This is a genomic window from Sporosarcina sp. QA0331, assembly GCF_055808055.1.
The window spans coordinates 2,258,678-2,283,994 of record NZ_CM147850.1; the positions used below are offsets into that span (position 1 = coordinate 2,258,678).

Annotated in this window: 25 protein-coding genes; 2 read left to right on the plus strand and 23 right to left on the minus strand. The window is 44.1% G+C overall.

The window, feature by feature from the left end; all coding sequences use genetic code 11:
• Positions 1 to 48: 48 nt before the first annotated feature.
• The 10 genes from fabG to AC0L13_RS11375 all read right to left on the minus strand — a co-directional run bounded on the left by fabG (position 49) and on the right by AC0L13_RS11375 (position 10,203).
• Entirely contained in the window at positions 49 to 795 is a 747-nt protein-coding gene (gene fabG / locus AC0L13_RS11330; protein WP_473639633.1) for a 3-oxoacyl-[acyl-carrier-protein] reductase, read from the minus strand.
• Positions 795 to 1,730 carry an ACP S-malonyltransferase gene (gene fabD, locus AC0L13_RS11335; RefSeq protein WP_473639635.1) on the minus strand — a complete coding sequence of 312 codons (936 nt, stop codon included), beginning with the start codon at positions 1,728 to 1,730 and terminating at the stop codon, positions 795 to 797. Before fabD ends, fabG begins: the two co-directional genes overlap by 1 nt.
• Positions 1,727 to 2,719 (minus strand): phosphate acyltransferase PlsX, encoded by a 993-nt coding sequence (gene plsX, locus AC0L13_RS11340; protein ID WP_473639637.1) that lies wholly within the window; start codon positions 2,717 to 2,719, stop codon positions 1,727 to 1,729. Before plsX ends, fabD begins: the two co-directional genes overlap by 4 nt.
• Positions 2,719 to 3,300, minus strand: a complete 582-nt coding sequence (gene fapR / locus AC0L13_RS11345; protein WP_473639639.1) for a transcription factor FapR — start codon at positions 3,298 to 3,300, stop codon at positions 2,719 to 2,721. Before fapR ends, plsX begins: the two co-directional genes overlap by 1 nt.
• Before the next feature lie 515 nt (positions 3,301 to 3,815).
• The gene (locus tag AC0L13_RS11350; protein ID WP_473646965.1) at positions 3,816 to 4,400 is read right to left on the minus strand and encodes an NUDIX hydrolase; all 585 of its coding nucleotides are present in this window, start codon (positions 4,398 to 4,400) and stop codon (positions 3,816 to 3,818) included.
• A 24-nt stretch (positions 4,401 to 4,424) separates the two neighbouring features.
• Positions 4,425 to 6,473: an ATP-dependent DNA helicase RecG gene (gene recG, locus AC0L13_RS11355; protein WP_473639641.1), complete on the minus strand. Its 2,049-nt coding sequence runs from the start codon at positions 6,471 to 6,473 to the stop codon at positions 4,425 to 4,427.
• Positions 6,454 to 7,362: an L-serine ammonia-lyase, iron-sulfur-dependent, subunit alpha gene (sdaAA, locus tag AC0L13_RS11360; RefSeq protein WP_473639643.1), complete on the minus strand. Its 909-nt coding sequence runs from the start codon at positions 7,360 to 7,362 to the stop codon at positions 6,454 to 6,456. The genes recG and sdaAA overlap by 20 nt, the downstream gene beginning before the upstream one ends.
• Before the next feature lie 15 nt (positions 7,363 to 7,377).
• Positions 7,378 to 8,040 carry an L-serine ammonia-lyase, iron-sulfur-dependent subunit beta gene (sdaAB, locus tag AC0L13_RS11365; RefSeq protein WP_381443297.1) on the minus strand — a complete coding sequence of 221 codons (663 nt, stop codon included), beginning with the start codon at positions 8,038 to 8,040 and terminating at the stop codon, positions 7,378 to 7,380.
• A gap of 123 nt (positions 8,041 to 8,163) precedes the next feature.
• The gene (locus AC0L13_RS11370) at positions 8,164 to 9,822 is read right to left on the minus strand and encodes a DAK2 domain-containing protein (protein WP_473639645.1); all 1,659 of its coding nucleotides are present in this window, start codon (positions 9,820 to 9,822) and stop codon (positions 8,164 to 8,166) included.
• 21 nt (positions 9,823 to 9,843) lie between these two features.
• Positions 9,844 to 10,203, minus strand: a complete 360-nt coding sequence (locus AC0L13_RS11375) for an Asp23/Gls24 family envelope stress response protein (RefSeq protein WP_440499557.1) — start codon at positions 10,201 to 10,203, stop codon at positions 9,844 to 9,846.
• A 401-nt stretch (positions 10,204 to 10,604) separates the two neighbouring features.
• Between AC0L13_RS11375 and rpmB the strand changes: the two genes are divergently transcribed.
• Positions 10,605 to 10,793 carry a 50S ribosomal protein L28 gene (rpmB, locus tag AC0L13_RS11380; protein WP_060209036.1) on the plus strand — a complete coding sequence of 63 codons (189 nt, stop codon included), beginning with the start codon at positions 10,605 to 10,607 and terminating at the stop codon, positions 10,791 to 10,793.
• Between the two features lie 56 nt (positions 10,794 to 10,849).
• On the opposite strand, the gene spoVM is transcribed toward rpmB, so the two are convergent.
• The 13 genes from spoVM to gmk form a co-directional block, all read right to left on the minus strand.
• A complete protein-coding gene (gene spoVM, locus AC0L13_RS11385; RefSeq protein ID WP_153010010.1) occupies positions 10,850 to 10,999 on the minus strand; it encodes a stage V sporulation protein SpoVM in 150 nt (49 codons plus the stop codon).
• A gap of 13 nt (positions 11,000 to 11,012) precedes the next feature.
• Complete coding sequence (locus AC0L13_RS11390; protein ID WP_473646967.1) at positions 11,013 to 11,666, minus strand: thiamine diphosphokinase; 654 nt, start codon at positions 11,664 to 11,666, stop codon at positions 11,013 to 11,015.
• On the minus strand, positions 11,666 to 12,331 hold the full coding sequence (gene rpe / locus AC0L13_RS11395) for a ribulose-phosphate 3-epimerase (protein ID WP_473639647.1): 666 nt from the start codon (positions 12,329 to 12,331) through the stop codon (positions 11,666 to 11,668). Before rpe ends, AC0L13_RS11390 begins: the two co-directional genes overlap by 1 nt.
• Positions 12,331 to 13,218 carry a ribosome small subunit-dependent GTPase A gene (gene rsgA, locus AC0L13_RS11400; RefSeq protein WP_473639649.1) on the minus strand — a complete coding sequence of 296 codons (888 nt, stop codon included), beginning with the start codon at positions 13,216 to 13,218 and terminating at the stop codon, positions 12,331 to 12,333. Before rsgA ends, rpe begins: the two co-directional genes overlap by 1 nt.
• Positions 13,219 to 13,232: 14 nt before the next feature.
• A complete protein-coding gene (pknB, locus tag AC0L13_RS11405; protein WP_473639651.1) occupies positions 13,233 to 15,197 on the minus strand; it encodes a Stk1 family PASTA domain-containing Ser/Thr kinase in 1,965 nt (654 codons plus the stop codon).
• Positions 15,194 to 15,955, minus strand: coding sequence for a Stp1/IreP family PP2C-type Ser/Thr phosphatase (locus AC0L13_RS11410; RefSeq protein WP_473639653.1), 762 nt, complete (start codon positions 15,953 to 15,955; stop codon positions 15,194 to 15,196). Before AC0L13_RS11410 ends, pknB begins: the two co-directional genes overlap by 4 nt.
• A 69-nt stretch (positions 15,956 to 16,024) precedes the next feature.
• The gene (rsmB, locus tag AC0L13_RS11415) at positions 16,025 to 17,380 is read right to left on the minus strand and encodes a 16S rRNA (cytosine(967)-C(5))-methyltransferase RsmB (protein ID WP_473639655.1); all 1,356 of its coding nucleotides are present in this window, start codon (positions 17,378 to 17,380) and stop codon (positions 16,025 to 16,027) included.
• Positions 17,377 to 18,318, minus strand: coding sequence for a methionyl-tRNA formyltransferase (gene fmt / locus AC0L13_RS11420; RefSeq protein WP_473639657.1), 942 nt, complete (start codon positions 18,316 to 18,318; stop codon positions 17,377 to 17,379). Before fmt ends, rsmB begins: the two co-directional genes overlap by 4 nt.
• The gene (gene def / locus AC0L13_RS11425; protein WP_473639659.1) at positions 18,315 to 18,812 is read right to left on the minus strand and encodes a peptide deformylase; all 498 of its coding nucleotides are present in this window, start codon (positions 18,810 to 18,812) and stop codon (positions 18,315 to 18,317) included. The genes fmt and def overlap by 4 nt, the downstream gene beginning before the upstream one ends.
• A 33-nt stretch (positions 18,813 to 18,845) precedes the next feature.
• Entirely contained in the window at positions 18,846 to 21,257 is a 2,412-nt protein-coding gene (gene priA, locus AC0L13_RS11430) for a primosomal protein N' (protein ID WP_473639661.1), read from the minus strand.
• Positions 21,254 to 22,459 carry a bifunctional phosphopantothenoylcysteine decarboxylase/phosphopantothenate--cysteine ligase CoaBC gene (gene coaBC / locus AC0L13_RS11435; protein WP_473646970.1) on the minus strand — a complete coding sequence of 402 codons (1,206 nt, stop codon included), beginning with the start codon at positions 22,457 to 22,459 and terminating at the stop codon, positions 21,254 to 21,256. Before coaBC ends, priA begins: the two co-directional genes overlap by 4 nt.
• Positions 22,460 to 22,620: 161 nt before the next feature.
• A complete protein-coding gene (gene rpoZ / locus AC0L13_RS11440; RefSeq protein ID WP_381443280.1) occupies positions 22,621 to 22,845 on the minus strand; it encodes a DNA-directed RNA polymerase subunit omega in 225 nt (74 codons plus the stop codon).
• A gap of 3 nt (positions 22,846 to 22,848) precedes the next feature.
• Positions 22,849 to 23,466: a guanylate kinase gene (gene gmk / locus AC0L13_RS11445; protein ID WP_440499567.1), complete on the minus strand. Its 618-nt coding sequence runs from the start codon at positions 23,464 to 23,466 to the stop codon at positions 22,849 to 22,851.
• 131 nt (positions 23,467 to 23,597) lie between these two features.
• Here gmk and AC0L13_RS11450 point away from each other — a divergent pair, with 131 nt between their 5' ends.
• Entirely contained in the window at positions 23,598 to 25,289 is a 1,692-nt protein-coding gene (locus AC0L13_RS11450) for an Rqc2 family fibronectin-binding protein (RefSeq protein ID WP_473639664.1), read from the plus strand.
• The last annotated feature ends 28 nt before the right edge of the window (positions 25,290 to 25,317 follow it).

Below are 25,317 nucleotides of genomic sequence, written 5' to 3' on the forward strand. Positions count from 1 at the left end.
GACTCGAGAGGCTAGCGCCCGAAGCTGGACACTAGAAATGCGGAAAACTTACATCACCATTCCACCATCGACGTTTATAGTCTGGCCGGTAATATAGTTTGCATCATTCGATAATAGGAATGCTACTGCGCCTGCTACGTCTTCTGCTGATCCTAGTTTTCCTAAAGGAATCGTCGCTAGCATTTGTTCTTTTACGTCTTCTGGAAGAGCGTCAGTCATATCGGTTGTAATGAAACCTGGAGCGACTGCGTTTACGGTAATATTCCTTGATGCAAGCTCTCTTGCTGTCGTCTTGGTCAAGCCGATCACGCCGGCTTTTGCAGCGACGTAATTTGCTTGTCCCGGATTACCGATGACACCTACGATCGATGCAAGGTTGACAATCTTACCGGTACGCTGTTTCATCATTTGGCGTGTCACAGCTTTTGTACAGAGGAAGACACCTTTCAAATTGATGTTGATGACATCATCCCATTCGTCTTCCTTCATGCGCATTAATAAATTATCACGTGTGATTCCCGCATTATTTACGAGCATATCAATCGAACCGAATGTTTTCAATGTCTCGTCGATCATTTGTTTCACTTGCTCAGCATCTGAAACGTTTGCTTGAATGGCAAATGCGTCTCCACCGGATTGTTTGATCAATCCAACGACTTCTTCAGCTTTTTCTTGACTGCCACTGTAATTGACCGCTACACGGGCGCCTTCTTTACCTAGCAGAATCGCAATCTCGCGACCGATTCCTCTTGAAGCGCCTGTAACGATCGCCGTTTTCCCATCAAATCTACCCATCATTCCCACCCTTTCGCTGCATCGATGACTGCTTGTAATGTCTCTTCGTCGAAGACAGGCAACACAGTAACTGATCTATCGATTTTCTTTACAAGTCCACTGAGAACTTTTCCAGGACCACATTCGATGAAATGTGTGACTCCAAGGTTGATCAACTCACGGACAGAATCTTCCCAACGGACCGGAGAGTATAATTGTTCGACAAGCAACTGTTTGATCTCCTCGCGATCGGAAACTGTTTCTGCATTTACATTTGCTACGACAGGAATGGAGGCATCTTTCATTTCCACTTCACCCAAAGCTTTTTTCAGACGTTCTGCTGCAGGCTTCATGAGGGATGAATGGAAAGGTCCGCTCACATCGAGAGGAATCGCTCTTTTCGCTCCAGCTTCTTTAAGTTCCACGCAAGCTTTTTCGACGCCTGCTTTCGTGCCAGAAATGACAATTTGCCCTGGGCAATTCAAGTTTGCTGGTTGGACAGGATTTCCTTCTGCCGTTATTGAATCCGTCACTTCTTGAAGCTTTTCGCCATCCAATCCAAGAATGGCTGCCATTGCACCCTCTCCCGCAGGAACTGCATCATTCATGAAGAGGCCGCGTTTATGAACGACCGACACGCCATCTTCGAATGACAGTACTCCCGAAGCGACAAGTGCAGTATATTCACCAAGACTGTGACCTGCCGTATAGTCAGGTGTAATGCCTGCTTCCGCAAGCTTTGAAGCGATCATTGCGCCGACTGTCAATAGGGCAGGCTGTGCATTATACGTCAATGTCAACTCCTCTTGGGGACCTTCTGTAATTAAGCGGCTTAAGCCAAACTGCAAAACTTCATCTGCTCGTTCAAGGAAATTACCCCCACTATTGAAAAGCTCCGCTCCCATTCCTACTGATTGCGAACCTTGCCCCGGGAATATAAACGCTACTTTCGTCATTCCGCTTCCACCTTTCCAACTGTCCTTCTAATTGTTCCGCACACATCGAATTCGACCATAGTCCTCGCTTGTCTAATTGCGTTTAATATCGCATTGGCATTCGAGGAGCCGTGTGCTTTTATAACTGGAGAATTTAAACCGAACAATCCTGCTCCGCCATACTCCGTGTAGTCCATTTTCTTTTTCAAACCTCTGAGGCCATCTTTCACCATTGCCGCAGACAGCTTCGACTTCAATGATGCTCCATATACTTCTTTCAGCATCGAAAAGAATCCGAGAGCTGTTCCTTCAATCGTTTTCAATACCATATTTCCTGTAAATCCGTCAGTTACTATAACATCTGCCGGCCCACTCAAAATATCCCTTGATTCGACATTGCCGACAAAATGGATTGGGGCTTCCGAAAGAAGATCGTATGCTGCTTTCGTCAGTTCATTTCCTTTGCCTTCTTCAGTTCCGATATTCAATAGACCGACGCGTGGTTTTTGAATTCCACGAACTTTTTCTGCATAGATGCTGCCCATGATCGCATATTGCTGCAAATGAGCAGGCTTTGCGTCTGAATTTGCCCCGACATCCAAGAAAACGAAGCCTTGGCCGTCAATCGTCGGCAACGTTGGCGATAATGCCGGGCGATCGATGCCTTCAATGCGTCCGACGATGAAAAGACCAGCTGCCATTAGGGCACCCGTATTCCCAGCAGAGACACACGCATCTGCAGTGCCGTCTTTTACAGCTTGCGCCATTCTGACCATTGAGGCATCTTTTTTTCGTCTGATTGCACGAACCGGCTCATCTTCCGCTTCGATTTTCTCTGTACAATGGATCACTTTTAAACGTGGATGCTCTTTCAAATACTGAGCCATCTTTTCTTCATTTCCATAAATATGTATATGTATATCTTCAAATTCCGCTAGACTTAGAAGAGCACCTGCAATGATTTCACCCGGTGCGTTATCTCCGCCCATCCCATCTAAAGCAATGATCATTATAATTCCCTCCTACTGTGGTTCGTAGTCTGGTACATCTGGAATTCACCTGTGAAAACAGTCTCGTTTTCGACTGTAGAAACGACATCGACAAAGGTCCTCTTCTCATTTGAGCGCCCTTTATCCACAGTAGCGCGTGCAATGACGCGATCACCTGATCTAACAGGCTTCAAAAAATTGAGCGTTGATGTGACTGTCAAAGCAAGATCATCATCGAGAACTGCAACGGCCAAAGAGTTCGCTTGCGCAAATAAATGATGGCCACGAGCTATTCCACTTCTTCGAAAGACATGGTCGTCAGTGACGTCGAATAAGGAAATTGCCCTCTTGTCCAACTCGATATCAACGATTTCGCCGATCACTTCATCGGACTGAAGGGACTTCACCTCTGCATCCATCGTTCGTGCAGCTACGGTTTTCAATCGCTCACGTAATTCCGGGATACCACATTCCAATCGGTCTAACCGAATCGTCTGAACGCTTACTTTAAATTGTTTCGCTAACTCTTCGTCTGTCAGAAAAGGATTTTGTTCGAGGCTCATTTCAAGCTGGCGCTGCCTCTCCCTTTTTGGCACTCTCACTCGTTTCACCCTTCCGGATTAGCACTTGGTACTAATACCAGTATATTATCATAGTTCATCATTGATTTCTACAAAACATTGATCACCTTGATTGGTTTTTTTGTTCTGAAATATCGATTATCAGACTCTCAAAGACCATATTTCATCATTAATCAGATGAAAAGTACAAAAGATATAATCGAGAATCAACCTAAAACCGAAAATCGTCAGAACGGCTCCCTTTCCGCAGGTGACGCCTCAGCCTCCTCACTCCACTTCACTTCGTTGCGGGGTCTTCGCCTGGCGCTTTTCCCGCAGGAGTGTCGCCTTTTCTGAAGGTTTTTCTTGAGGACATCTAAATAAAGGTTTTACAATCTGACGAAATAGTATGTGGAAACAAAAAGATTTCTTTGCACAATCTTTTTTCATGGTTGTTAAAGTAAAAAGCTGAGCGCAACTGCTTATTCAGCAATTGCGCCCCATTGTTGAAATCTAGATAACGACTGTAATTTTCTGCACGTAACTCTCAGTTAGTTTTAAAAGGAAGTATTCATATATTGTTCCATTAGATCATTTTCCTCATCTAGTAATCGTGAAAGAAAGAGTAATTGCGGAAACGGTTGTAACATTAAATTAGTATCTATCTCTGATTTTAAAATACAAATTCCATCCATCTTTTGATATTCACTTAATGTTATTTTATTTCTACAAATAAGTTGTACGTTCTCTGGAGAAAGCAATAATAATCCTTTTGATTCAGAAGATGGTGTCGGCATCGCAAATGTATTAGCAAGATACATGATCGAATAAGAAGTTTCCTCGTTGCCTTTAATTAAAATCGGTGATACCGGATCATTGATAGTTACCTTCATGGGCTCCTCATTCCACTCACTGATGTAGAATGTTTTGTCGGGATTAAAAGCAGTGATTTTTATCTGAGCTTCTTCAAAAATCTCGCGTTTTGCTGTATCTAATGCCGTTTCTTTACCTTCTCGATGCCCTCCCAATCTGACCACTCCAAGTTTGTCGCCACCTTTAGTTGGACCAACTTGAAATACAAAGAGACCCTTATATAAAACATAGGCACCAGAAGTTCGAATATTATTTGGAAACAACATAATTAATCTCCTTATTCAACAAGAATCTTAATCCATCCGTTCCTGTGAAAGTGCGCCGGATTGTTCCAAGTCTTCTCTTAGGAACTTATATTCCGGAGAGGTCCAGAAGCTGTCGGATGCCAGCATCTTCTCAGCATCTTGACGTGCCGTTTCCAATGCACGGTAGTCATGCACGAGGTCGGCCATTTTGAATTCAGGCATTCCACTTTGTTTCTTGCCGAAGAAGTCACCTGCGCCTCTGAGCTCAAGGTCCTTTTCCGCTAAGACGAAGCCGTCATTCGTCTCTGTCATCGACTGCATACGTTCCTTGCCTTCCTCGTTTTTCGGATCTGCAAGAAGGACACAATAGGATTGGTCCGCTCCCCTGCCGACCCTTCCCCGTAACTGATGGAGTTGGGCGAGTCCAAAACGGGTGGCGTCATAAATGAGCATAAATGTCGCATTTGGAACGTTCACACCAACTTCGACGACCGTCGTCGAAACGAGGCAATCGATTTTCCCTTCACTAAAGTCCCTCATGATCGCGTCTTTCTCATCGGGATGAAGTCTTCCGTGCATAAGGCCAACCGTATACCGACCGACGAAATGGTGGGTGAGCTGGGAGTGGACGTCGACCGCATTTTGCACATCGAGCTTATCCGACTCCTCGATCAATGGACAAATGACGTACGATTGCCGTCCCGCCTGCAACTCCTTCTCCATTTTCCGCAGCACTGGCAATAAAGATTCTTCTTTCAACCAATACGTCTCGACTTTTTTTCGTCCAGCCGGCATTTCATCAAGGATGGAAACATCCATTTCCCCAAATGCAGTGATTGCCAACGTACGTGGTATCGGAGTCGCCGTCATGAAAAGCACGTCAGGATTTAGCCCTTTTTCCCTTAGCACACGCCGTTGTTCAACACCGAACCGGTGCTGTTCATCGGTAATTACAAGACCCAAATTAGAAAAACTGACATCCGGTTGAATCAATGCGTGCGTTCCGATCAGCAAATCGATTTCCCCGCTCTGCAATTTTTCGATAATGATCCTTCTCGCCTTGCCCTTCGTGGATCCTGAAAGAAAAGCAACTTTCACGCCGAACGGTTCAAGCCATGATGATAAGGAATTTGCATGCTGCTCTGCAAGAATTTCCGTTGGCGCCATAAGCGCTCCTTGAAATCCTCCTGTTATTGCGGCAAATAGAGCGATCGCTGCTACGACCGTCTTCCCGGAGCCTACATCGCCTTGTAAAAGACGGTTCATCCTCGTCGGACTTTTCAATTCCGCACAAAGTTCATTCACAACTTTTTTCTGCGCATTTGTAAGTTCAAAAGGCAAGGAAGCAATAAACTCCTTTAACCGTTCAAGATCATAGTGAATCGGAGTTCCTTTTTCATTCTCTTTCCGGATTTTTTTCATTCCGACCATCTTCAGCTGAAATTTCAACAATTCCTCATATACGAAACGTCTGCGCGCCTGTTTTACATCATTAGGCGACTTTGGAAAATGAACCATTTCAAGTGCTTCTCCAATGGACGGCAGCATATAAGTTTCCCGCAATGAAAGCGGAAGTACTTCTTCCATTTCTCCGCTATACAAATCTAGTGCCTGTCTCATATATTTTCGGAATGTCTTTAAATACATGACGTTTTTCAAGCTGTATACAGGCTCAAAGTCTGCATGATCCGTTTTCGGTCCTTCACTAAAATTGCTGACATTGATTACTTGCCTGCCGCGATCCCATTTACCGGTCACCGTCACAATCATCCCGATTGAAAGACGATCCTTCAAGTAATGTTGATTGAAGAAAACTGCTTTGACGAGATGGTTGCCCGCAAGCAACCGAATTTGAAGACGGGATTTATTCCTTCCTAAAAAAAGAACGGAAGGCTCACTTTCGACCCTTCCTTCAATCGTAACCCGTTCATTATGCGGCGTTTCAGCCAAATTCTTTAGTCTAAAATCTTCATGGCGGTATGGAAAAGTATTGATCAATTCCTCAATCGTTTCAATCCCCAATTTTTGAAATTGTTCAGCAGATGCCTTACCTACACCTTTCAGTGTTGTGACTGGATCAAGAATTGACAGTGTCACGTGCCGCTCTGTCCTTTCCGAAGATCTGGGCTTCCAGCGCCTTTCCGGTAGGCGTGGCCGCTAAGCCCCCTTTTGCGGTTTCCCTGAGTGCGGAAGGCATTGACTGTCCGATTCTATGCATCGCTTCAATCACTTCATCCGTAGGAATCCTGCTGACAACTCCTGCCAAAGCCATATCCGCTCCCACAAGAGCTTTCGCAGCTCCCATCGCATTCCGTTTCACACACGGCACTTCCACAAGGCCCGCTACTGGATCGCAGACGAGGCCAAGCATGTTTTTCATAACGATTGAAAAAGCCTCTGCGCTTTGTTGAGGCGTCCCTCCCGCCATTTCTACAATAGCGGCAGCAGCCATTGAAGCAGCCGATCCCGTTTCTGCCTGGCATCCTCCTGCAGCCCCTGAAATCGATGCATTATTCGCCACGACAAATCCAAATGCACCAGAAGTGAATAAGTAATTCACCATCTGTTCGCGAGTCGGATTCAATTTCTCTTTAACTGCGAAAAGTGTTCCAGGCACGATTCCTGCTGCTCCTGCTGTAGGAGTGGCACAAATCATCCCCATTGCCGCGTTCACTTCGTTTGTCGCAACCGCTTTGCTAACAGCATCTAATAGGAGATCGCCTGACAGCGATTTGCCGGTCTTAATATAATTTTGGAGTAGAACAGCATCCCCACCAGTCAAGCCGGAAGTCGATTTCACGCCTTGCAATCCTTGTTCAACTGCACTCTCCATGACAGTAAGATTATTTTCCATTTGAGCGACGATCTCTTCACGAGACCGTTTTGTAATGAGCATTTCTTGTTCGATCATAATTTCTGAAATCGGTTTATTTTGCTCTTCTGCGAGAGCAACTAGTTCCTTCACCGTGCCGAATAGAACTTCCATTTTTTATTTCCCTCCTCAATTCGCCAATGTCGAAACTTGCGTGACATTCGGCAAAGACTTCAATTCATTTATGAGCGTTTCATCAAACATCTGGTCGACTTCGATAACCATAAGTGCCATTTTCCCTTTTTCTTTCCTACCAACTTCCATATGGGCAATGTTCATGCCTTGCGAAGCGATGGCGTTGGAAACATTTGCGATGACACCAGCGCGATCATCATGTACGACGAGAAGCGCCGGGAAATGGCCCGAAAGACGAAGCGGGAAACCATTTAATTCGGTAACTTCCATCGTTCCGCCACCAATTGAAATGCCTACAAGCTCCATTTCTCCCTGACTATCGCCAATAACAATTTTTGCTGTATTCGGATGATCAGCTTCTTCCTCTTCCGGAATGAACTCAAACGTCATGCCGACAGCTGCAGCATCCTCAAAAGCCGTTTTTATTCTTTCATCAAACGTGTCATAATCCAATAATCCCCCGATAATCGCAACATCCGTGCCATGGCCTTTATACGTTTCTGCAAACGAACCATAAAGATGGATTCTTGCCCACTCAGGCTGGCGGCCAAATAAATCCCGGGCAACTCTGCCAATTCGGGCAGCTCCCGCGGTATGTGACGATGATGGTCCAATCATTACAGGACCGATAATTTCAAAAACCGATCTATACTTCATACAAACTACCCCCATTCATAAAAAAAGAAGCAAACGCTTACTATCATTTTACAGTAAGTTACGTATAAAGACAAAATAGAAAAACGGCACCCTCTATGTAGAAAGGTACCGTCATTTTTCGTGTCATTCCACGGAAAGAATATATGGATAAAGCGGTTGTTTTCCGTTATACAATTCAACTTCCGTATGATCGTAAGTCGATTCCACGTATTCTGCAATTTCAGCAGCTTCTTGCTCTGTTACGTCCTCGCCATAGATAATCGTTACAATTTCGTCTTCTTCATCAATGAGTGATTCGAGCAACGTCTTCATCACCTCATCCAAAGATGGATTTGAGATTACGATTTTACTACCTGCAAGCCCCATAAAGTCATCTTTTTTAATATCGATGCCGTCAATGGATGTATCCCTTATCGAATAAGTGACTTGGCCGGTTTTCACGCCTGCAGCCGCTTTTGACATCGCTTGTTCATTCTCCACGACTCCAGCTTCTGGATTGAATGCGAGAATTGCCGCCAATCCTTCCGGAACGGATTTCGTTTCGACGACCGCCGCTTCGATACCGATCACTTCTGCCGCTTGTTTCGCTGCCATGATGATATTTTTATTGTTAGGTAAAATGATGACTCGCTCAGCGCCGACATCTTTAATCGCTTTTACAATATCTTCGGTCGATGGATTCATTGTCTGTCCGCCTTCAATGACAGCAGATGCGCCGATGCTCTTTAACAAGTCGGCAACTCCTGAACCCATTGCAACGGTCACGATTGCATAAGGATGTGAAACCGTTTCCGCTTTTTTAGTTGAATGGCTTTCTCCAACGATATCGATATGCTGCTGACGCATGTTCTCGATTTTAATATTGATGAGAGAACCGTATGTTTGTGCATAGTTCAATGCATTTCCTGGCTCCTCGGTGTGGATATGTACTTTCGCGATTTCCTCGTCTGAAATGACGAGCAATGAATCTCCAAATTCGCTCAGATCTTGCCGGAATTCACCTTCGTCAAAAGGATGATTCTTCACTTTTTCATCCTCAAATTTCACCATGAATTCCGTACAGTAACCGTATACAATATCCGCAGTGTCCATGAACCCTTGAATTCCACGATGATGCTCAGCGTTGACTAAATCATCCATTACGTCCATGTTCGTCCGTTCAGGAAGCTCTTCGCCTTTCAGACATGCCAAAAAGCCTTCATATACATAGACAAGGCCCTGTCCACCACTATCGACGACACCGACTTCTTTCAACACAGGAAGAAGATCTGGAGTTCTTTTCAATGATGCTTTCGACTCTTCAACAACAGCTTCCATCACTTTAATGATGTCATCTGTAGATTTCGCTACTTCTACACCTTTGTTCGCTGCATCTTTAGCAACCGTGAGGATTGTTCCTTCTACAGGCTTCATGACAGCTTTGTACGCAGTTTGCACTCCATATTCCAATGCGTTGGCGAACTTCACGCTATCCAGCTTTTCTTCCTCTTCCACAGCTTTCCCGAAACCGCGGAACAATTGTGATAAGATAACACCTGAATTCCCTCGTGCACCCATCAATAGCCCTTTTGACAAAGCTTGGGCGGTCTTGCCCAAATGCGCAGACACATTCGCTTCAGTCTCCTTGGCACCAGAAGTCATGGATAAATTCATATTTGTTCCTGTATCCCCGTCAGGCACGGGAAACACATTTAGTGAATCGACATAGTCTGCATTCAGATGAAGGTGATGAGCACCCATCTTCACCATGTCGGCAAATTTCACACCATCAATAAAATTCATTGAAATGTTTTCCTCCTTCTATCAGTTCGTCACCCGAACTCCTTGAACAAATATATTCACTGAATCCACTGTTAACGATAAAGTCTTTTTCAATGTATAGATCACTTTGGATTGCACTTGGTATGCGACCTCGGAGATTTTTGTCCCATATCCGACGATGACATACATATCAATATGCGTCTCGTCTCCGATATTCCTAACAATGACTCCTTTTGCATAATTCTCTTTTCCGAGGATATCCGTTAGTCCATCTCGGATCTGATGACGCGAAGCCATGCCGACAATTCCGTAGCATTCGATTGCCGCCTCTCCCACCACTTGGGCAATGACGTCATTCGTAATATCTATCGTACCATAATCGTTTTTCAACTCGATTGACATGAAAGCTTCCCCTCCTGCATCCTTTATAACTACCCTCATTGTACTATACACGCAATCATTATAAAAGAACAACAGCCAAACAAAAGTGAAGGGCGCTTCTAGATGCGACAGGCAAAGCCGTTACGTAGAACGGCTTTTGCGAGCAAAAGCGAAGCGTTGGGAGCAATGATCTTTGCCCCACAGCAGCTTTGACTTATGGCCCAAGCAGCTAGCGCCAGGAGCTAGACGATGCAAAAAACGCAGGGAGATGGCTATATAGCGAAAAATGAAATGTGTAAAGGAGTTTCACTTGAAAGCATCGTGAAAAAAGGTTGCAAGCCATTATTTCCTGTGATAAAGTATTATGGTATGCGAATTAGATAGTGAATCGCTTAATCATTATTAGCGAGGAGGTCATAAAAATGGCTAAAGAATGTGTTATTACTGGACGCAAAGCTCGTACTGGAAATGCTCGTTCACACGCAATGAACGCTAACAGACGTACTTGGGGAGCTAATCTTCAAAAAGTCCGTATTCTTGTTAACGGTAAACCAAAGCGTGTTTGGGTATCTGCAAGAGCACTTAAATCAGGTAAAGTACAAAGAGTATAATTTCATACTCACTTTCCGACTATAAGACAAAGAAATAAAACGCCAGGCCGATTAGTTCAGCCTGACGTTTTTTCTTTTTTCCGTTTTCTGTTTCGTTGGCTTGCAGTAGCTTGGGTTTTCGCCTTATCTTCTTTTTGGAAGACTACCATGCATTTGCGAACAAAGCTACTTAGAAACTTCGGCATTGTAAATGTATAGACTCGCAATTCCCTTCTCCTTTCAGGAATCTGAACTTCTTACCATTAAGCATATGCCTTGCCTGAATGAGATAGTACAAACTTCTGAAATTGGTTCATTGCTCGTAAATTTTGTCATGCCTATCGACATCATTGCATTTACCGTTTCATATTTGAATCCGGTCAACGTCAAACCCTCTACAGTGCTGCCGAAAGGGAAAAATGATATATAAGGAAGCTGTGCATTTCTTTTAATTCGATGGACGCCCGGGTAAAACAAGGAAAGCTCATTTGTAGCATTTCGGATGAGAAATAATATGTCTTTATATTCACTTTGCATCCGGTACAATAAATGCAATGCCGATTCGAAATGATCCAATCTTCCGCCCGTGACTCCGGTCAAAATCACTTCCTTCGGATGATAGGCAATAGCGCGAGCAATAGCCAACTCCGTATCCGTTTCGTCTTTTTCAGATTGGAATGAATCGACCCGCTCCACTGATTCTTTAATTCTTCTAAACTCTGTTTCACTCACAGAATCAAAATCTCCAACTGCCTCAGCAGGGACAATTCCTCTTTCCAATAAGTGAATTGCCCCGCGATCCACACCGATAAAAATCGATTCATCCGACTCGTAAGCAGCTAAGTCAGGCAATTCTTCGACTGGCCCACCGGCACAAATGATGATCCTTTTCATCAATTCAACACGCTTTCCCCTGCCGCTTTAATCCGCTGCAATGCTTCCGTTCGGTCTTCCTCGTTGTAAATGGCTGATCCAGCGACTAATACCGTGGCACCTGCCTCTACGCAAGGAATGATTGTCTCCTCATTGACACCTCCATCGATTTCAATTTCAATGGACAGTCCTTTTTCCTTAATCAGATCGGATAATTGTTTCACTTTCGGAAGTACGGAATGGATGAACTTCTGTCCCCCGAATCCTGGATTGACCGTCATGAATAAAACCATGTCGACATCTTCAAGGATATGGAAGATATGTTCAACCGGCGTATGCGGATTGAGCACAACCCCCGGCTTCACTCCAAAAGATCGGATTAACTGAATTGTGCGATGCAAATGTCGGCACGCTTCCACATGGACAGTAATATAATCCGCTCCCGCTTTCGCGAACTGTTCAATATATGCATCGGGATTCTCAATCATGAGATGAACATCCAACGGAAGATCCGTTACCGGACGCAACGCCTCCACAACGATCGGTCCCATTGTAATATTTGGAACGAAATGGCCATCCATGACGTCGATATGAATCAATTCCGCTCCGGCTTGTTCCACTTCCTTCACTTCATCTGCCAACTTTGAAAAGTTCGCAGCTAATATGGACGGTGCTATTTTAATCATTAGTTATACCTCGGCTTTCGGTCAGTAATCTCTTGTAGAAATTGTAAATAATTCGTATAGCGGGACTGCAGTATTTCTCCCGTCTCCACTTTTTCTTTTACGGCACATCCTGGCTCCTTCAGATGCAAACACCCTCTGAACTTACATTCATACGCCACGTTTTCCATTTCAATGAAATAATCTCGTAACTCCTCTTTCTCGATATGATCGAAGTCGAGCGAGCTAAAACCCGGTGTATCGGCGACAAGGCCTTCCGCCACTTCCAAAAGCTCTACATGGCGGGTTGTATGCCGTCCTCTGCCAAGCGCTTCCGAAATCTCGCCGGTCTTCAAAGAAAGATCGGGAATCAACGTATTCAGTAATGTCGATTTCCCGACACCCGATTGACCGGCAAGAACGGTCGTCTTCCCTTTCAAAAACGGATGAAGCAGAGGGAAAAGGGACGTGTCCCCGATAAAAGTTTCAATCACATCGTATCCGATTCCTTTATAGTATGCAGTTGCGGATTCGGCTTGTTGCAGCTCCTTTTCATTAGCCACATCTTTCTTTGTCAGACAGATGACAGGCTTGACGCCGACTGATTCGATAACGACAAGAAAACGATCTAATAGGTGAAGACTGAAATCCGGTTCCACGATTGAAAACACTAGTAACGCCTGGTCAATATTGGCGATTGGCGGTCTGACTAGTTCATTTTTCCTTTCATGTACTTCAGTGATTGTCGCATCATTATCACCATCACGGACAATCGTGACAAAATCGCCGACAAGAGGCGAAATGCCCCTAATTTTAAAAACCCCACGACCCTTGCACTGGACAAGTTCCCCGTTCTCATCTTTCACATAATAAAAACCGCTGATCGCTTTTCTAATTTGTCCTTCCGGCATCCAATCCCTCTTTCTTATTCGTCATCATAATTGATTGTTTTTTCTGCAATGATTTCTGAACCTCTACGGACTTGGAATTGGCCACGTTGGCCTTCTTCCAATGCGACAATAATCTCTCTTTGCGTATCTTCCGTTATCGTAAATTCAACAACTGGTTCCGCCATCGAATATTTACTATCTTGGATATAGACACTGATCGTTTGCGGCTCTGGATCAGATGATTCATCATCTTCTTCATCATTGTTCGAATGTTTATATGGAATATCAACAACGTTCTTGAAATATTTTATTGGCTTCTTCTCCTTGCCTTTTGAAATGACGACATCCACTCTAGCCCCTATTTCAAGCTCAGTGTTTGCAGGTATATCTTGTGAAATGACATGGCCTTCCTTAACCGCATCGGATTCTTCCCTTTTTATGATCCGAATATTGAAGCCTGACTTATCGGCATAATCCTTTAATTCATTCTCTGTATAATTGGACAGATCTGCAAGAGTCTTCATTTCTTTCCCCAAACTGACCGTAAAGACAATTTCGGTATCTTCAGGGACGACATCTTCTCCAGGTTCTGGCGTCTGTTTCAAGATTTGCCCTTTCGGTGCATCGTTATGAACCCATTCCGGTTCAGCAATTTTGAACCCACGACCTTCTAGGAATGTCACAATATCCTCATAATCTCTGCCGACGTAGTCAGTCAGTTCCGTCGTTTCCTTGCCGAGACTGACGTAAATCGTTACCGACGATCCAATCTCATGTTTTTTCCCTTCCTCCGGATTTATCCTATAAACTTGTCCGGGCGGGTATTCATCCGAATAATCTTCTACTTTCTCTTCAACTACAAACCCATTCTCTTCTAACAACGAAGCCGCTTCTGCTTCCTCTAAACCGACAACTTCCGGAATCAAGGCTGTTTTAGGACCGAATAAAGTCGGCCAAAGAATAATTAAAAGGGCTGCAATGGCTACTAGCAATGCCGTTAAACCAACGAATAGCGGCCATTTTTTCCTTTTCTTCTTCTGTTGCGGGACTGGCTCGGGAACAACTGGCTCGATAATTTTTGTCGCATCTGAATCGTCAAAATTTGACGTATCGGTAATCGCCGGAATGATGCGAGTACGGTCATCATCAAGCGGGATCGTAAATTTATCTTCATGCCGCCTTTCGGGCGATAAAACAGTGAGCAAATCATCATACATTTCATCAGCAGACTGGTATCTGTATGTAGCATCTTTCGCTGTAGCTTTCAAAATGACATTTTCGACACTTTGCGGAATATTAGGATACGCCAGTCTTACTGAAGGTGTTTCCTCCTGCAAATGTTTCAAAGCAATTGCAACCGCAGTCTCTGCAGAAAATGGCAATTCACCTGTCAACAATTCATAGAAGACGATTCCTAATGAATATATATCGGACTTTTTCGTCGCCATGCCGCCCCTAGCTTGCTCGGGGGATAAATAATGGACCGTGCCGATAACAGAATTCGTTTTCGTATGCGCTGTAGCACTTAAAGCCATCGCAATTCCAAAATCGGTAATTTTCACATTACCTTCTGCGTCCATTAAAATATTTTGCGGTTTAATATCTCGATGGACGATTCCATTATGATGAGCATTAGCAATCGCCGAAACGAGCTGCCTCATAATTTTAACCGCTTGCTCGACTGGCAACGGACCATTCGTTTGGATATATTTCTTTAGCGTCTGCCCTTCGATGTATTCCATTACCAAATAATGAAGCTCTTCGTCCTCACCGACGTCAAATATATTGACGATATGTGGATGAGTCAAGCTCGTGGCAGATAAAGCTTCTCGCTGGAATCTCTTTTTCAAGTCCTGCTCATTTGCGAAATCATAGTTCAGCACTTTAATGGCAACGTCACGGTCTAAGATGATGTCATGTGCTAAATAGACTTTCGACATGCCGCCTTCTCCGATACCTCTTAGCACTTCGTACCGGCCGCCGATTCGTTTACCTATCATTGTCGGCTCACCTCCGAAGTCGATAGACTCGCCAAAATGACGGAAATATTATCTTCTCCGCCCAATTCATTGGCCAATTCAACCAGTTTAACCGCCTTATCATGCAATTCCCCATTTGAAGTGACAATGTCAAGAATCCGTTCATTGTCGACTTTATTACTGAGGCCGTCCGTACATATTAATAAATATGACTGTTCGTCCATTTGGATTTGATAAAAATCAGGCATGATTGATTTTTCGGAACCGACAGCTCTCATGATCCAATTTCTTTGAGGATGTGTCGCTGCTTCCTCTTCAGTAATTTCGCCGGAATCGAGCAAGATATTTACGAAAGAATGGTCCTTCGTAATTTGAATAATTTCATTTCGCTTTATCATATAAACACGGCTATCTCCAACATGCGTTACAAGCCCTTTACTCCCGTAAATGAGGACTGCATCTAATGTAGTTCCCATTCCCTTATATTCCGTGTCGTTTTCAGCAATATCATATAATGTACGGTTTACATGCAATACAGTTTCGAGAAGCCATTCTTTCCAGTCTTCCTCGTCCATACTTGCTGAATCCTCGACTTTCAAGAACTGTTCACCAAGTATCTTGACCGCTGTCGAGCTTGCATAGTCTCCGCCACGATGACCGCCCATACCATCCGCGACAACTGCGAGAGTCGGTCCATCCTGAATTGCAAAGACCGCCGCGCTGTCCTCATTTACCGTCCGTTTCTTTCCGATATCTGTCACTACTTCGAATCGCAACACTCGTCCCCCCTTTTCAATAAACGATTATCAATTTCCCCTTATCTATTGCTATATGTCATCGACAGAACTTTAGTCTTTGCTTTTACGGAATGCAGCTACAAAAAACCCGTCGCTCCCAAAATGCTGCGGCAACACTTGCAGCATATGATCTTTGACTGTTAATGAATCATTATTGGCAAGTGCATCGAGCGGAGCCATTTCCACATCCGAATGTTTTTCCAGGAATCTACGGACCATCCCTTCATTTTCATCGTACTCGATTGTACATGTACTATACACGATAATGCCGTCATCTTTAATTAAACGATAAGCTGTATCTAGCAGTTGCTCCTGAATTTCAGTTAAGCTCGCTAAATCCTGTTCCGTTTTATTGTATTTAATTTCAGGCTTGCGCCGGATGACACCAAGACCGCTGCAAGGTGCATCAACAAGGATTCTGTCGAAGGAGGCGGGGCCGTAAACGGACTCCAACTCTCTGCTATCTCCGCTCTTCGTCGTTATAGATTGAATACCGAGGCGTTTTGCATTCGATTCAATGAGCGCAAGTTTATGCTCGTGTAAATCATGCGCATAAATTTCGCCTTTATCGTCCATCTTCTCGGCTATAAAAGTCGTCTTTCCACCCGGAGCGGCACACATATCCAATACTTTCATATCTGGCTTAACGTCGAGTGCAAGTACAGGCAGCATGGAGCTTTCATCTTGGATCGTCAAAGAACCTTCGGCAAATGCTTTCGTGTTCGCTAAGCTTCCGCTAGACGTTTGGATGCTCCCCGGAATGACCTCGCCTATTGATGCTTCAATCCCTTCCTGCGCCAAAGCTGTCATCACTTCATCGACTGTCGATTTCAATGAATTGACCCTTGCTGTCATTCGGGCGGGATGATTGTTTTCGTGAGCCATCGCCAACGCTTCTTCCTTGCCGAATTGCTTTACCCAACGTTCGATCAACCAAGCAGGATGACTAGTTTCAACGGACATTCTTTCAATATCGTCCTCGATATCATCAATTGGACGGACACCTTTTCGCAGCACGGAACGCAAAATGCCGTTCACAGTTGAGGCAATCCCTTTATGACCTCTTCTTTTCGCTATTTCTACAGCTTCATGGACGACAGCATGTGGGGGGATTTTCGTTAAGTAAACAATTTGATAAATGGATAATCGTAGCAATTCTCTAACCCACGGATCCAATTTACCTTTTACGAAAGGCTCCAAGTAATAATCCAATGTCAATCGGTGTTGCAAAGTCCCATACGTCAATTCAGTCAGTAAACCTCTGTCCTTTGAATCTATGTCGTATTTTTTAATCGTCCGGTTTAGCAGCAGATTGCTGTAGGCTTGATTCTGATTGATCTCCATTAATATTGATAATGCAGCATCACGGACATTGCCATTCCAAATCCTTTTTTTGGCGTTTGTCATTCGAATCGGTCCCCTTCATTCCATTTGGCGCCTACGCCATTCAAGAACTCTTCAGCAGATAGCCTCTTTTTTCCAGCAGGTTGTAATTCAGTAATGGCGACGGAAGTATCATCGCCTGTTTTAATGATTAATTTATCTTTTAGTAATTTTATTATTGTTCCAGGCGCTGCTGTAGAAGTGACTTCTGTCTTTTCCGCTTTCCAAATTTTCACGTTTTCCCCTTGGAAAACAGAATAGGCTCCCGGCCAAGGGTATAATCCGCGGATTTGATTGAAAATATCATTACCGTCTTTAGACCAGTCGATCTTTTCTTGTTCACGTGTTATATTGCCTGCGAATGAAACATATTTCTCGTCCTGAGGAATCCGTTCATTCGTACCATCTATGATAGAAGGCAATGTCTCTTTCAATAACTCCGTGCCGGCAACAGATAATTTTTCGAAAAGGATGCCAGTATTATCATCTTCAAGAATCGGTACCTTCGTTTGTGAAATGATATCTCCCGCGTCGAGCTTTTCCACCATGTACATGATCGTGACGCCTGTTTCCGCTTCACCATCGATGACCGCTTGGTGGATTGGTGCGCCCCCCCGGTATTTCGGCAACAATGAAGCATGGACATTGATGCATCCGAGACGAGGAACTTCGAGCAAGTCTTTCGGCAAGATTTGCCCGTATGCCGCTGTGACGATCAAATCAGGCTTCATTTGGATGAGTGACGCAAGTTCCTCGGATGATCTCAGTTTTTCAGGCTGTAATACTGACAGACCGAGCCGGAGTGCCTCTTCCTTGACTGGCGGAGGTGTTAGTACCCGCTTCCTTCCGACAGGCCGATCAGGCTGAGTGACGACGGCAATGATGTCATATCCTTCCTCATGGAGCATTGTCAAAACAGGAACTGAAAAGTCAGGAGTTCCCATGAATACGATTTTTGTCATTGCTCTTCATCCTCCTCATCAACCTGTTCAAATTCCTCCGGGTCTACAATCCTTGTTATTTTCGAATCAAATAGAATTCCATCCAAATGATCGATTTCATGCAGGATGGCACGTGCTTCATAGTCTTCCGCTTCCAATTCGTACAAAGATCCGTCTCGTTCCTGTGCTTCGACCTTCACGTAAAACGGTCGTTCAACCTCTCCGTAAAGACCAGGGAAGCTTAAACAACCTTCGATCTCCACAACCGATCCTCCAATTGCTGTGGCGACGGGATTGATCATTTCGATCACTTCGTCCCCTTCCCCCATATCAACAATGGCGACTCGGAGTAGCTCTCCGACTTGAGGAGCTGCAAGCCCTACACCATCCGCATCAATCATTGTGTCGTACATATCATCAAGCAGCTTAGCCAATTTCTCATCAAACTTTTCTACTTCCTTGCAACGCTGTGTCAATAGCGTTGAAGGGCTTTTTACGATTTCAAGTATTGCCAATTCAATTCCTCTTTTCCAACTAGTTCATATCGGTTAGAAAATTGAAGTCGGGTCCATGTCCACTGTCATGAGCAGACCTTCCTTCATCCAGTTCGTCCGATACATTCTGATTAATTGCTGAAGCGTTTCAATCAGCTTCGGTTCTTTTTTGTATTTTATCAAACATTGGTAACGATATCTATTGTTCACACGACTAATCGCTGCCGCCGCCGGACCTATGATGACAGTCTCTGGTGACAATGAATTTTTCAAATACCGTGTCCCTTTTTCCGCAAAATCGGCGACTTTCAATAAATCCTCATGCGAAAACTGTACGAGTGTTATATAGAAGAAAGGAGGATACCCATATTGTTTACGTGCAGCCATCTCCAAGTTGTAAAATGTTTCGTAATGCTGGCTTTTTGAAAGTTCGATTGCATAATGGTCGGGCGAGTACGTCTGAATGAATACTTCACCCGCCAAATCATGCCTGCCTGCTCGTCCACTTACTTGCGTCATTAGCTGGAATGTCTTTTCTGCCGCCCGAAAATCCGCTAAATGCAATGTAGTATCTGCAGCTAACACCCCGACTAACGTAATGTTAGGGAAATCAAGCCCTTTTGCAATCATCTGCGTGCCAAGGAGAATATCTGCCTTCCCTTCGCTAAATTGACGCAGAATGCGTTCATGCGCGCCTTTTTGTCGCGTTGTATCCACATCCATCCGGAGCACTCGTGCTTCAGGGAATAATTTTGATATTTCTTCTTCCGCCTTTTGCGTGCCTGTCCCAAAAAATCGGATATGTTCACTTTCACATTCTGGACAAACGAGGGGCACCGACTCCTCATGACCGCAATAATGACATTTCAAGCTTTCATTTGCTCGGTGATACGTTAATGAAATATCACAATTTGGACATTGGACGACTGTTCCGCAATCTCTGCACAACACAAATGATGAGAAGCCTCTTTTATTCAGGAAAAGGACTGTCTGCTCTTGCTTCTCCACACGAAGACGGATTGCTTCTGCCAATTGAACGGAAAACATCGACCGATTTCCTTCCTTCAACTCATCCCTCATGTCAACTACCGTGACAGTCGGCAAAGATTGGCTTTTCGCCCTCATTGATAGCTCTAATAGTGTATAGACGCCCTTCGAGGCCCTGGCATATGATTCGAGCGAAGGGGTGGCGCTTCCGAGAATGACAGGACAGCCGTAATACTCTGATCGCCAAATCGCAACATCCCTAGCATGATAACGCGGAGTATCCTCCTGTTTATACGTCGATTCATGCTCTTCATCGAGGATAATGATCCCTATATTTTCAAATGGTGCAAATATAGCGGACCTTGCTCCAACGACGACCTTCACTTCACGCCGATGAATCTTTCGCCATTCGTCATATTTTTCTCCTGCTGACAAACCACTATGCATGACTGCCACTAGTCTGCCGAACCGTTCCTGGAAACGGGCGGTCATTTGCGGGGTCAATGAAATTTCAGGAACGAGCACGATCGCTTCTTTCCCTTGATCCAGAACATGTTTGATTGCTTGTAGGTAGACTTCTGTTTTTCCGCTTCCCGTTATGCCATGCAACAGGAATGTTTCTGCTTTTCCGGAATCCGCTGCTGTTTTCACTTTGTCGAGAGCTATTTGCTGTTCCATCGTTAGCTGAAGTGGGATTGGTGTATCTAAAAGCTTCGGAGCATCGGGTTCACGATACGTTTCAACGTATGCTTCCGCAGCCCCGCCTTTTTCTATAATTGCTTTGAGAACCGGATTTTGAATGCCTGAATCATTCAGCAGGTTTGCAGCCTCCATCGTCTCCCCTGCATGATCTATCATCCACCTGATCAATTCCACTTGTTTCTTAGCATTCGGATGGATTTTTCCGAGGATTTCCGTTAACGTTGCAAAATCGCCGATTTGAATCATTCGTACTTTTTTCACTTTCGTCTGTTGGCTAATTGCCGTATCGACTGTAACTATCCCTTTTTCCGAATAATCCTTGACTACTTTCAAAATTGCGGAATCGGTAATTTGCTTCAATGGAATACGAGTACGCCCATTCAAAAACATTAAAAATTGTGCATCGTCTATTTCATCAGGTTTTTCAATATTGATGAATTTCTCGTATTTCGCTCGCATCGCTGCAGGCAACATCACTTGCAGCGCATCAATTTCATAGGATAGCGTCTCTTTAGCCATTTTTTTTGCCAAACTTAACAGCTCTGAAGAAAGAATTGGGTCCAAATCGATTAGTTCATCAATCTTTTTTAATTTTTTCCCTTCGATATCACTTTCAGCTTTCAAAGAAGTGACATAGCCAATCACTTTTCTCGATCCGAAAGGGACTTTAACACGAGAGCCGCATTCAATCACTGTTTCCAGGTGGCCAGGCACAGCGTAATCAAAGGGACGGTCGATTGGATAAGCCGACACATCGACAATGACTTCAGCTATCATTTGTCACTCTCCAATTCTAAAATCGTCCGGAGCAGCTCTTTGGCTAATTCCTTTTTATGCATTGCTTCGAAAGGATATGTTTTCCCCTTTCTTGATAATAACGTAACAACATTCGTATCGTTGCCGAAGCCGCCACCAGGATCAGTTACGTCATTGACAATGATATAGTCCAAATTTTTGTTAGAAAGCTTTTGCATGCCATAGTCGATTGCATCATTTGTCTCCGCTGCAAACCCGACTAGGATCTGCTCTTTTTTCATTTCACCAAGAGTTTTTAAAATATCGGTCGTGCGCTCTAGCTCAATTGATGAATCTCCATCCTTTTTCTTCATCTTTTGTGTGTGCTGCTCTTTCGGTCTGTAATCCGCAACTGCTGCTGACTTAATGACTAGATCTGCATCATCGAATGTACTGATTACAGCATCAAGCATCTGAGCGGCACTTTCCACGTTGATAAGCTGGACGCCAGTCGGCTTTTGCATTTCAACCGGACCGGAAATCAATATTGTTTCCGCTCCTAATGCGACTGCGGCTTCCGCGATTGCATAACCCATCTTACCGCTTGAAAAGTTGGAAATATAACGTACGGGATCTATTCTTTCTCGTGTAGGACCCGCAGTGACGATGACCTTCTTCCCAGTCAATGGAAGATTTTCAGGCTTAGAAAATCTTTCCTCAATAAGTTGAACGATCTTTTCAGGCTCTTCCAGTCTCCCTTTACCGACATAGCCGCAAGCTAAAAAGCCTTCTGAAGGTTCTATGAAGCGGTAGCCATCCTCATAAAGCTGCTCGATGTTCCGGATTACCGATTTATTCTCGTACATATGTACATTCATTGCTGGGGCAATCCAAACTTCCGCCGTCGTAGCAAGAAGCGTTGTGGTGACCATATTATCCGCAATGCCGTTCGCAAGCTTGCCAATGACATTTGCAGTTGCAGGCGCAACGATGACGAGGTCAGCCCAGTCGGCGAGATCAATATGGGCGATGACACTCGAATCTTTTTCGTCAAATGTATCGAAATATACATCATTTCGTGACATCGCCTGAAAAGAAAGCGGCGTTACGAATTCCATTGCCGAGGCAGTCATCATTACTTTCACTTCTGCGCCAGCTTGCGCTAGTTTGCTTACTAGTGCAACTGCTTTATAGACGGCTATTCCGCCAGTTACACAGACAAGTATTTTTTTATTCAACAACAGTCCCACCCTTTCCGTAAATACGCTATATGTAAAGTTTGTCCAATGCCAGATGATAATGGACTTGCAGGAAAATGTTTTCAAAAATGACAAACTCCCAAAGAAAATCTGTTTCTAAGGGAGTATGCAAACCTATTCAAATACTTCTACTTAACGAATGCTCATCATACTTCGTCTTCATATACGATCGAAGCATCTTGCACTTGTTTTGACAATGCGCCAGCTGCAACTTCTTCCAAAGCTTTCCCTACGTTTTTATGTGACTTGTAGGAGTGAAGCAGCAAATTCTTGCTTTCCTGCATTTCACGTGCACGCATAGCAGCAAGTGTTACTAAAGTGTATTTTGAATCGATTTTGCCCTTTAAAGAGTCAACAGATGGATATAACATAATTTATTCCCCTTCCAACATAAGTAAATATCTTTTTTCTACACGTTCCCGGCGGCAATGTTCTGCCGTCACGATGGCATTGATACGATCGCAAGCCTTTGAAACTTCATCATTTTCAACTACATAGTCATACAAGTTCATCATTTCGAGCTCATCACGCGCTTTCAACACTCTGCTTGCAATGACATCAGCCTTCTCCGTTCCTCTACCGACCAAACGATCTTCAAGGTCCGACAAACTCGGAGGGGCAAGGAAAATGAATAACCCGTCAGGAACTAACTTACGAACTTGTGCCGCGCCGACAACCTCAATTTCAAGAAATACGTCCCTTCCAGCATCAAGTGTTTCATTCACATAATCTAGAGGGGTGCCGTAATAATTGCCTACATACTCGGCGTACTCCAATAATTTTCCTTCTTTAATTAATTGCTCAAACTCATTTCGCGACTTGAAGAAATAATCGACACCGTCTTGTTCTCCCTCGCGAGGGCTTCTTGTCGTCATCGATATCGAATATTCGTAGTTCGTGTCAGGTTGTTGAAAAAGCTCTTTTCTGACTGTTCCTTTTCCGACCCCGGATGGTCCGGACAGGACAATCAATAGTCCACGTTGTTTATACATGCAATCCCTCTTCTTATGTATTCTCAAGCATCTATTGTTCCATTCATCATAGCAAACAATGTTCTCATATTATAACATATCGCACCCAGAGAGTGCTAAAATGGAACAAAACGTTTGAAAGAGGAATTATTATGGCATTTGATGGTTTATTCACCGCAGCGATTACCCAAGAGCTGCAACAAATAAAAGACGGCAGAATTTCAAAAATACATCAGCCGAACACGCAGGAAGTAGTTTTGATTGTAAGGGCGGGAAGAAGCAATTATAAGCTTCTTATTTCTGCTCACCCATCATATTCCCGCGTGCAATTGACTGATGAAACGATTGCAAATCCAGCTGAGCCCCCGATGTTTTGCATGGTATTGCGAAAGCATCTTGAAGGCGGGATGATCGAGTCCATCAAGCAATCGGGGAATGATCGGATCATTGAGTTCGATATTCGGGCTAAAAATGAAATCGGTGATGATATCTATCGCCGATTGATCGTAGAAATTATGGGAAGGCATAGTAATTTGCTGCTGATTGACCCGGAGCGCAATATGATTATCGACAGCATGAAGCATTTGCCCCCTTCCGTAAACAGTTATCGGACGGTTTTACCCGGGCAGCCGTATATTCCTGCACCACCTCAAGAGAAATTGGATCCATTTGAGTTGGATGAAAAGGAATTCCTAGCATTATTGCCAGAATGGGAGAATGCCAAACAGGTCGTCGGCAAACTTTCAGGATTCTCCCCGATCCACGGAGAAGAGCTTCTGCATCGGTTGAAAGGAACTTCAGAAGAGGACGCATATGACATCTATCAAAATTTCCTTTCTTCATTTAAAGGTGGAACTCAAACACCAGCAATTGCCGAGGTCGGGACGAAAACTATTTTTTCAGCGACAACGCTAACCTATGCGGACAAAGTGGTCGCGACGTTTGAAACTCTTGGAGAACTGCTCGATAAGGTGTATTTCGCAAGGGCAGAACGGGAGCGGGTAAAATCTCAAGCTGCGGACTTGGAGCGCTGGCTCGATAATGAAATTGCAAAATTGAAATTAAAAATGGACAAGTTGAGCAAAGAGCAAAAAGCGGCAGAAAAACTCGATACGTTCCAGTTATACGGTGAACTGCTGACCGCAAATATTTATGCGCTCAATAAAGGGGATAAGGAAGCAGTCGTTGACAATTATTATGAGGAAGGAACGACTGTGACGATTCCACTTGATCCGAGGAAGAATCCGATTGAAAATGCACAACGTTATTATTCCCGCTATACGAAGGCGAAAAATGCCTTGATTATGATTGCTGAACAGTTGGAGAAGGCGAAAGAAGACATCGATTATTTTGAGATGATCAAACAGCAAGTTATGCAAGCGTCTCCGGAAGATATCGATGAAATTCGTGAGGAATTGGCGGAGTTGGGGTTAATGCGGGCAAGACGAGGCAAGAAAAAACAGAAGCCTAAAAAGCCATCACCTGAGTCGTATGTTTCATCTTCAGGCATTCCAATTTCTGTCGGGAAGAATAATAAGCAGAATGATTATTTAACGTTTAAGATTGCGGCAAGGGATCATGTATGGCTGCATACGAAGGATATTCCTGGATCGCATGTCGTTATTCATGATACGAATCCGGATGAGCAGACAATAGAGGAAGCGGCGATTCTGTCGGCTTATTTCAGTAAAGCGAGGGGTTCATCATCTGTACCAGTAGATTTTACGGAAATCCGCCATGTAAAAAAGCCGAATGGTGCGAAACCCGGATTTGTAATTTATTTTGAACAGAAAACATTGTTTGTGACACCTGATGAGGATGTCGTTAGGAAGTTGAGGAAGTAATAAAAGGGATTGCCATCGCAAATCAAGA

Bases quoted from the DNA above. Each gene is read 5' to 3' on its own strand.
- fabG (WP_473639633.1), bottom strand. From the start codon at position 795: ATGGGTAGATTTGATGGGAAAACGGCGATCGTTACAGGCGCTTCAAGA.
- fabD (WP_473639635.1), bottom strand. From the start codon at position 1,730: ATGACGAAAGTAGCGTTTATATTCCCGGGGCAAGGTTCGCAATCAGTA.
- plsX (WP_473639637.1), bottom strand. From the start codon at position 2,719: ATGATCATTGCTTTAGATGGGATGGGCGGAGATAACGCACCGGGTGAA.
- sdaAA (WP_473639643.1), bottom strand. From the start codon at position 7,362: ATGGAAGTTCTATTCGGCACGGTGAAGGAACTAGTTGCTCTCGCAGAA.
- sdaAB (WP_381443297.1), bottom strand. From the start codon at position 8,040: ATGAAGTATAGATCGGTTTTTGAAATTATCGGTCCTGTAATGATTGGA.
- AC0L13_RS11370 (WP_473639645.1), bottom strand. From the start codon at position 9,822: ATGAATTTTATTGATGGTGTGAAATTTGCCGACATGGTGAAGATGGGT.
- AC0L13_RS11375 (WP_440499557.1), bottom strand. From the start codon at position 10,203: ATGTCAATCGAGTTGAAAAACGATTATGGTACGATAGATATTACGAAT.
- rpmB (WP_060209036.1), top strand. From the start codon at position 10,605: ATGGCTAAAGAATGTGTTATTACTGGACGCAAAGCTCGTACTGGAAAT.
- AC0L13_RS11390 (WP_473646967.1), bottom strand. From the start codon at position 11,666: ATGAAAAGGATCATCATTTGTGCCGGTGGGCCAGTCGAAGAATTGCCT.
- rpe (WP_473639647.1), bottom strand. From the start codon at position 12,331: ATGATTAAAATAGCACCGTCCATATTAGCTGCGAACTTTTCAAAGTTG.
- rsgA (WP_473639649.1), bottom strand. From the start codon at position 13,218: ATGCCGGAAGGACAAATTAGAAAAGCGATCAGCGGTTTTTATTATGTG.
- pknB (WP_473639651.1), bottom strand. From the start codon at position 15,197: ATGATAGGTAAACGAATCGGCGGCCGGTACGAAGTGCTAAGAGGTATC.
- rsmB (WP_473639655.1), bottom strand. From the start codon at position 17,380: ATGACAAACGCCAAAAAAAGGATTTGGAATGGCAATGTCCGTGATGCT.
- fmt (WP_473639657.1), bottom strand. From the start codon at position 18,318: ATGACAAAAATCGTATTCATGGGAACTCCTGACTTTTCAGTTCCTGTT.
- priA (WP_473639661.1), bottom strand. From the start codon at position 21,257: ATGATAGCTGAAGTCATTGTCGATGTGTCGGCTTATCCAATCGACCGT.
- rpoZ (WP_381443280.1), bottom strand. From the start codon at position 22,845: ATGTTATATCCATCTGTTGACTCTTTAAAGGGCAAAATCGATTCAAAA.
- gmk (WP_440499567.1), bottom strand. From the start codon at position 23,466: ATGTATAAACAACGTGGACTATTGATTGTCCTGTCCGGACCATCCGGG.
- AC0L13_RS11450 (WP_473639664.1), top strand. From the start codon at position 23,598: ATGGCATTTGATGGTTTATTCACCGCAGCGATTACCCAAGAGCTGCAA.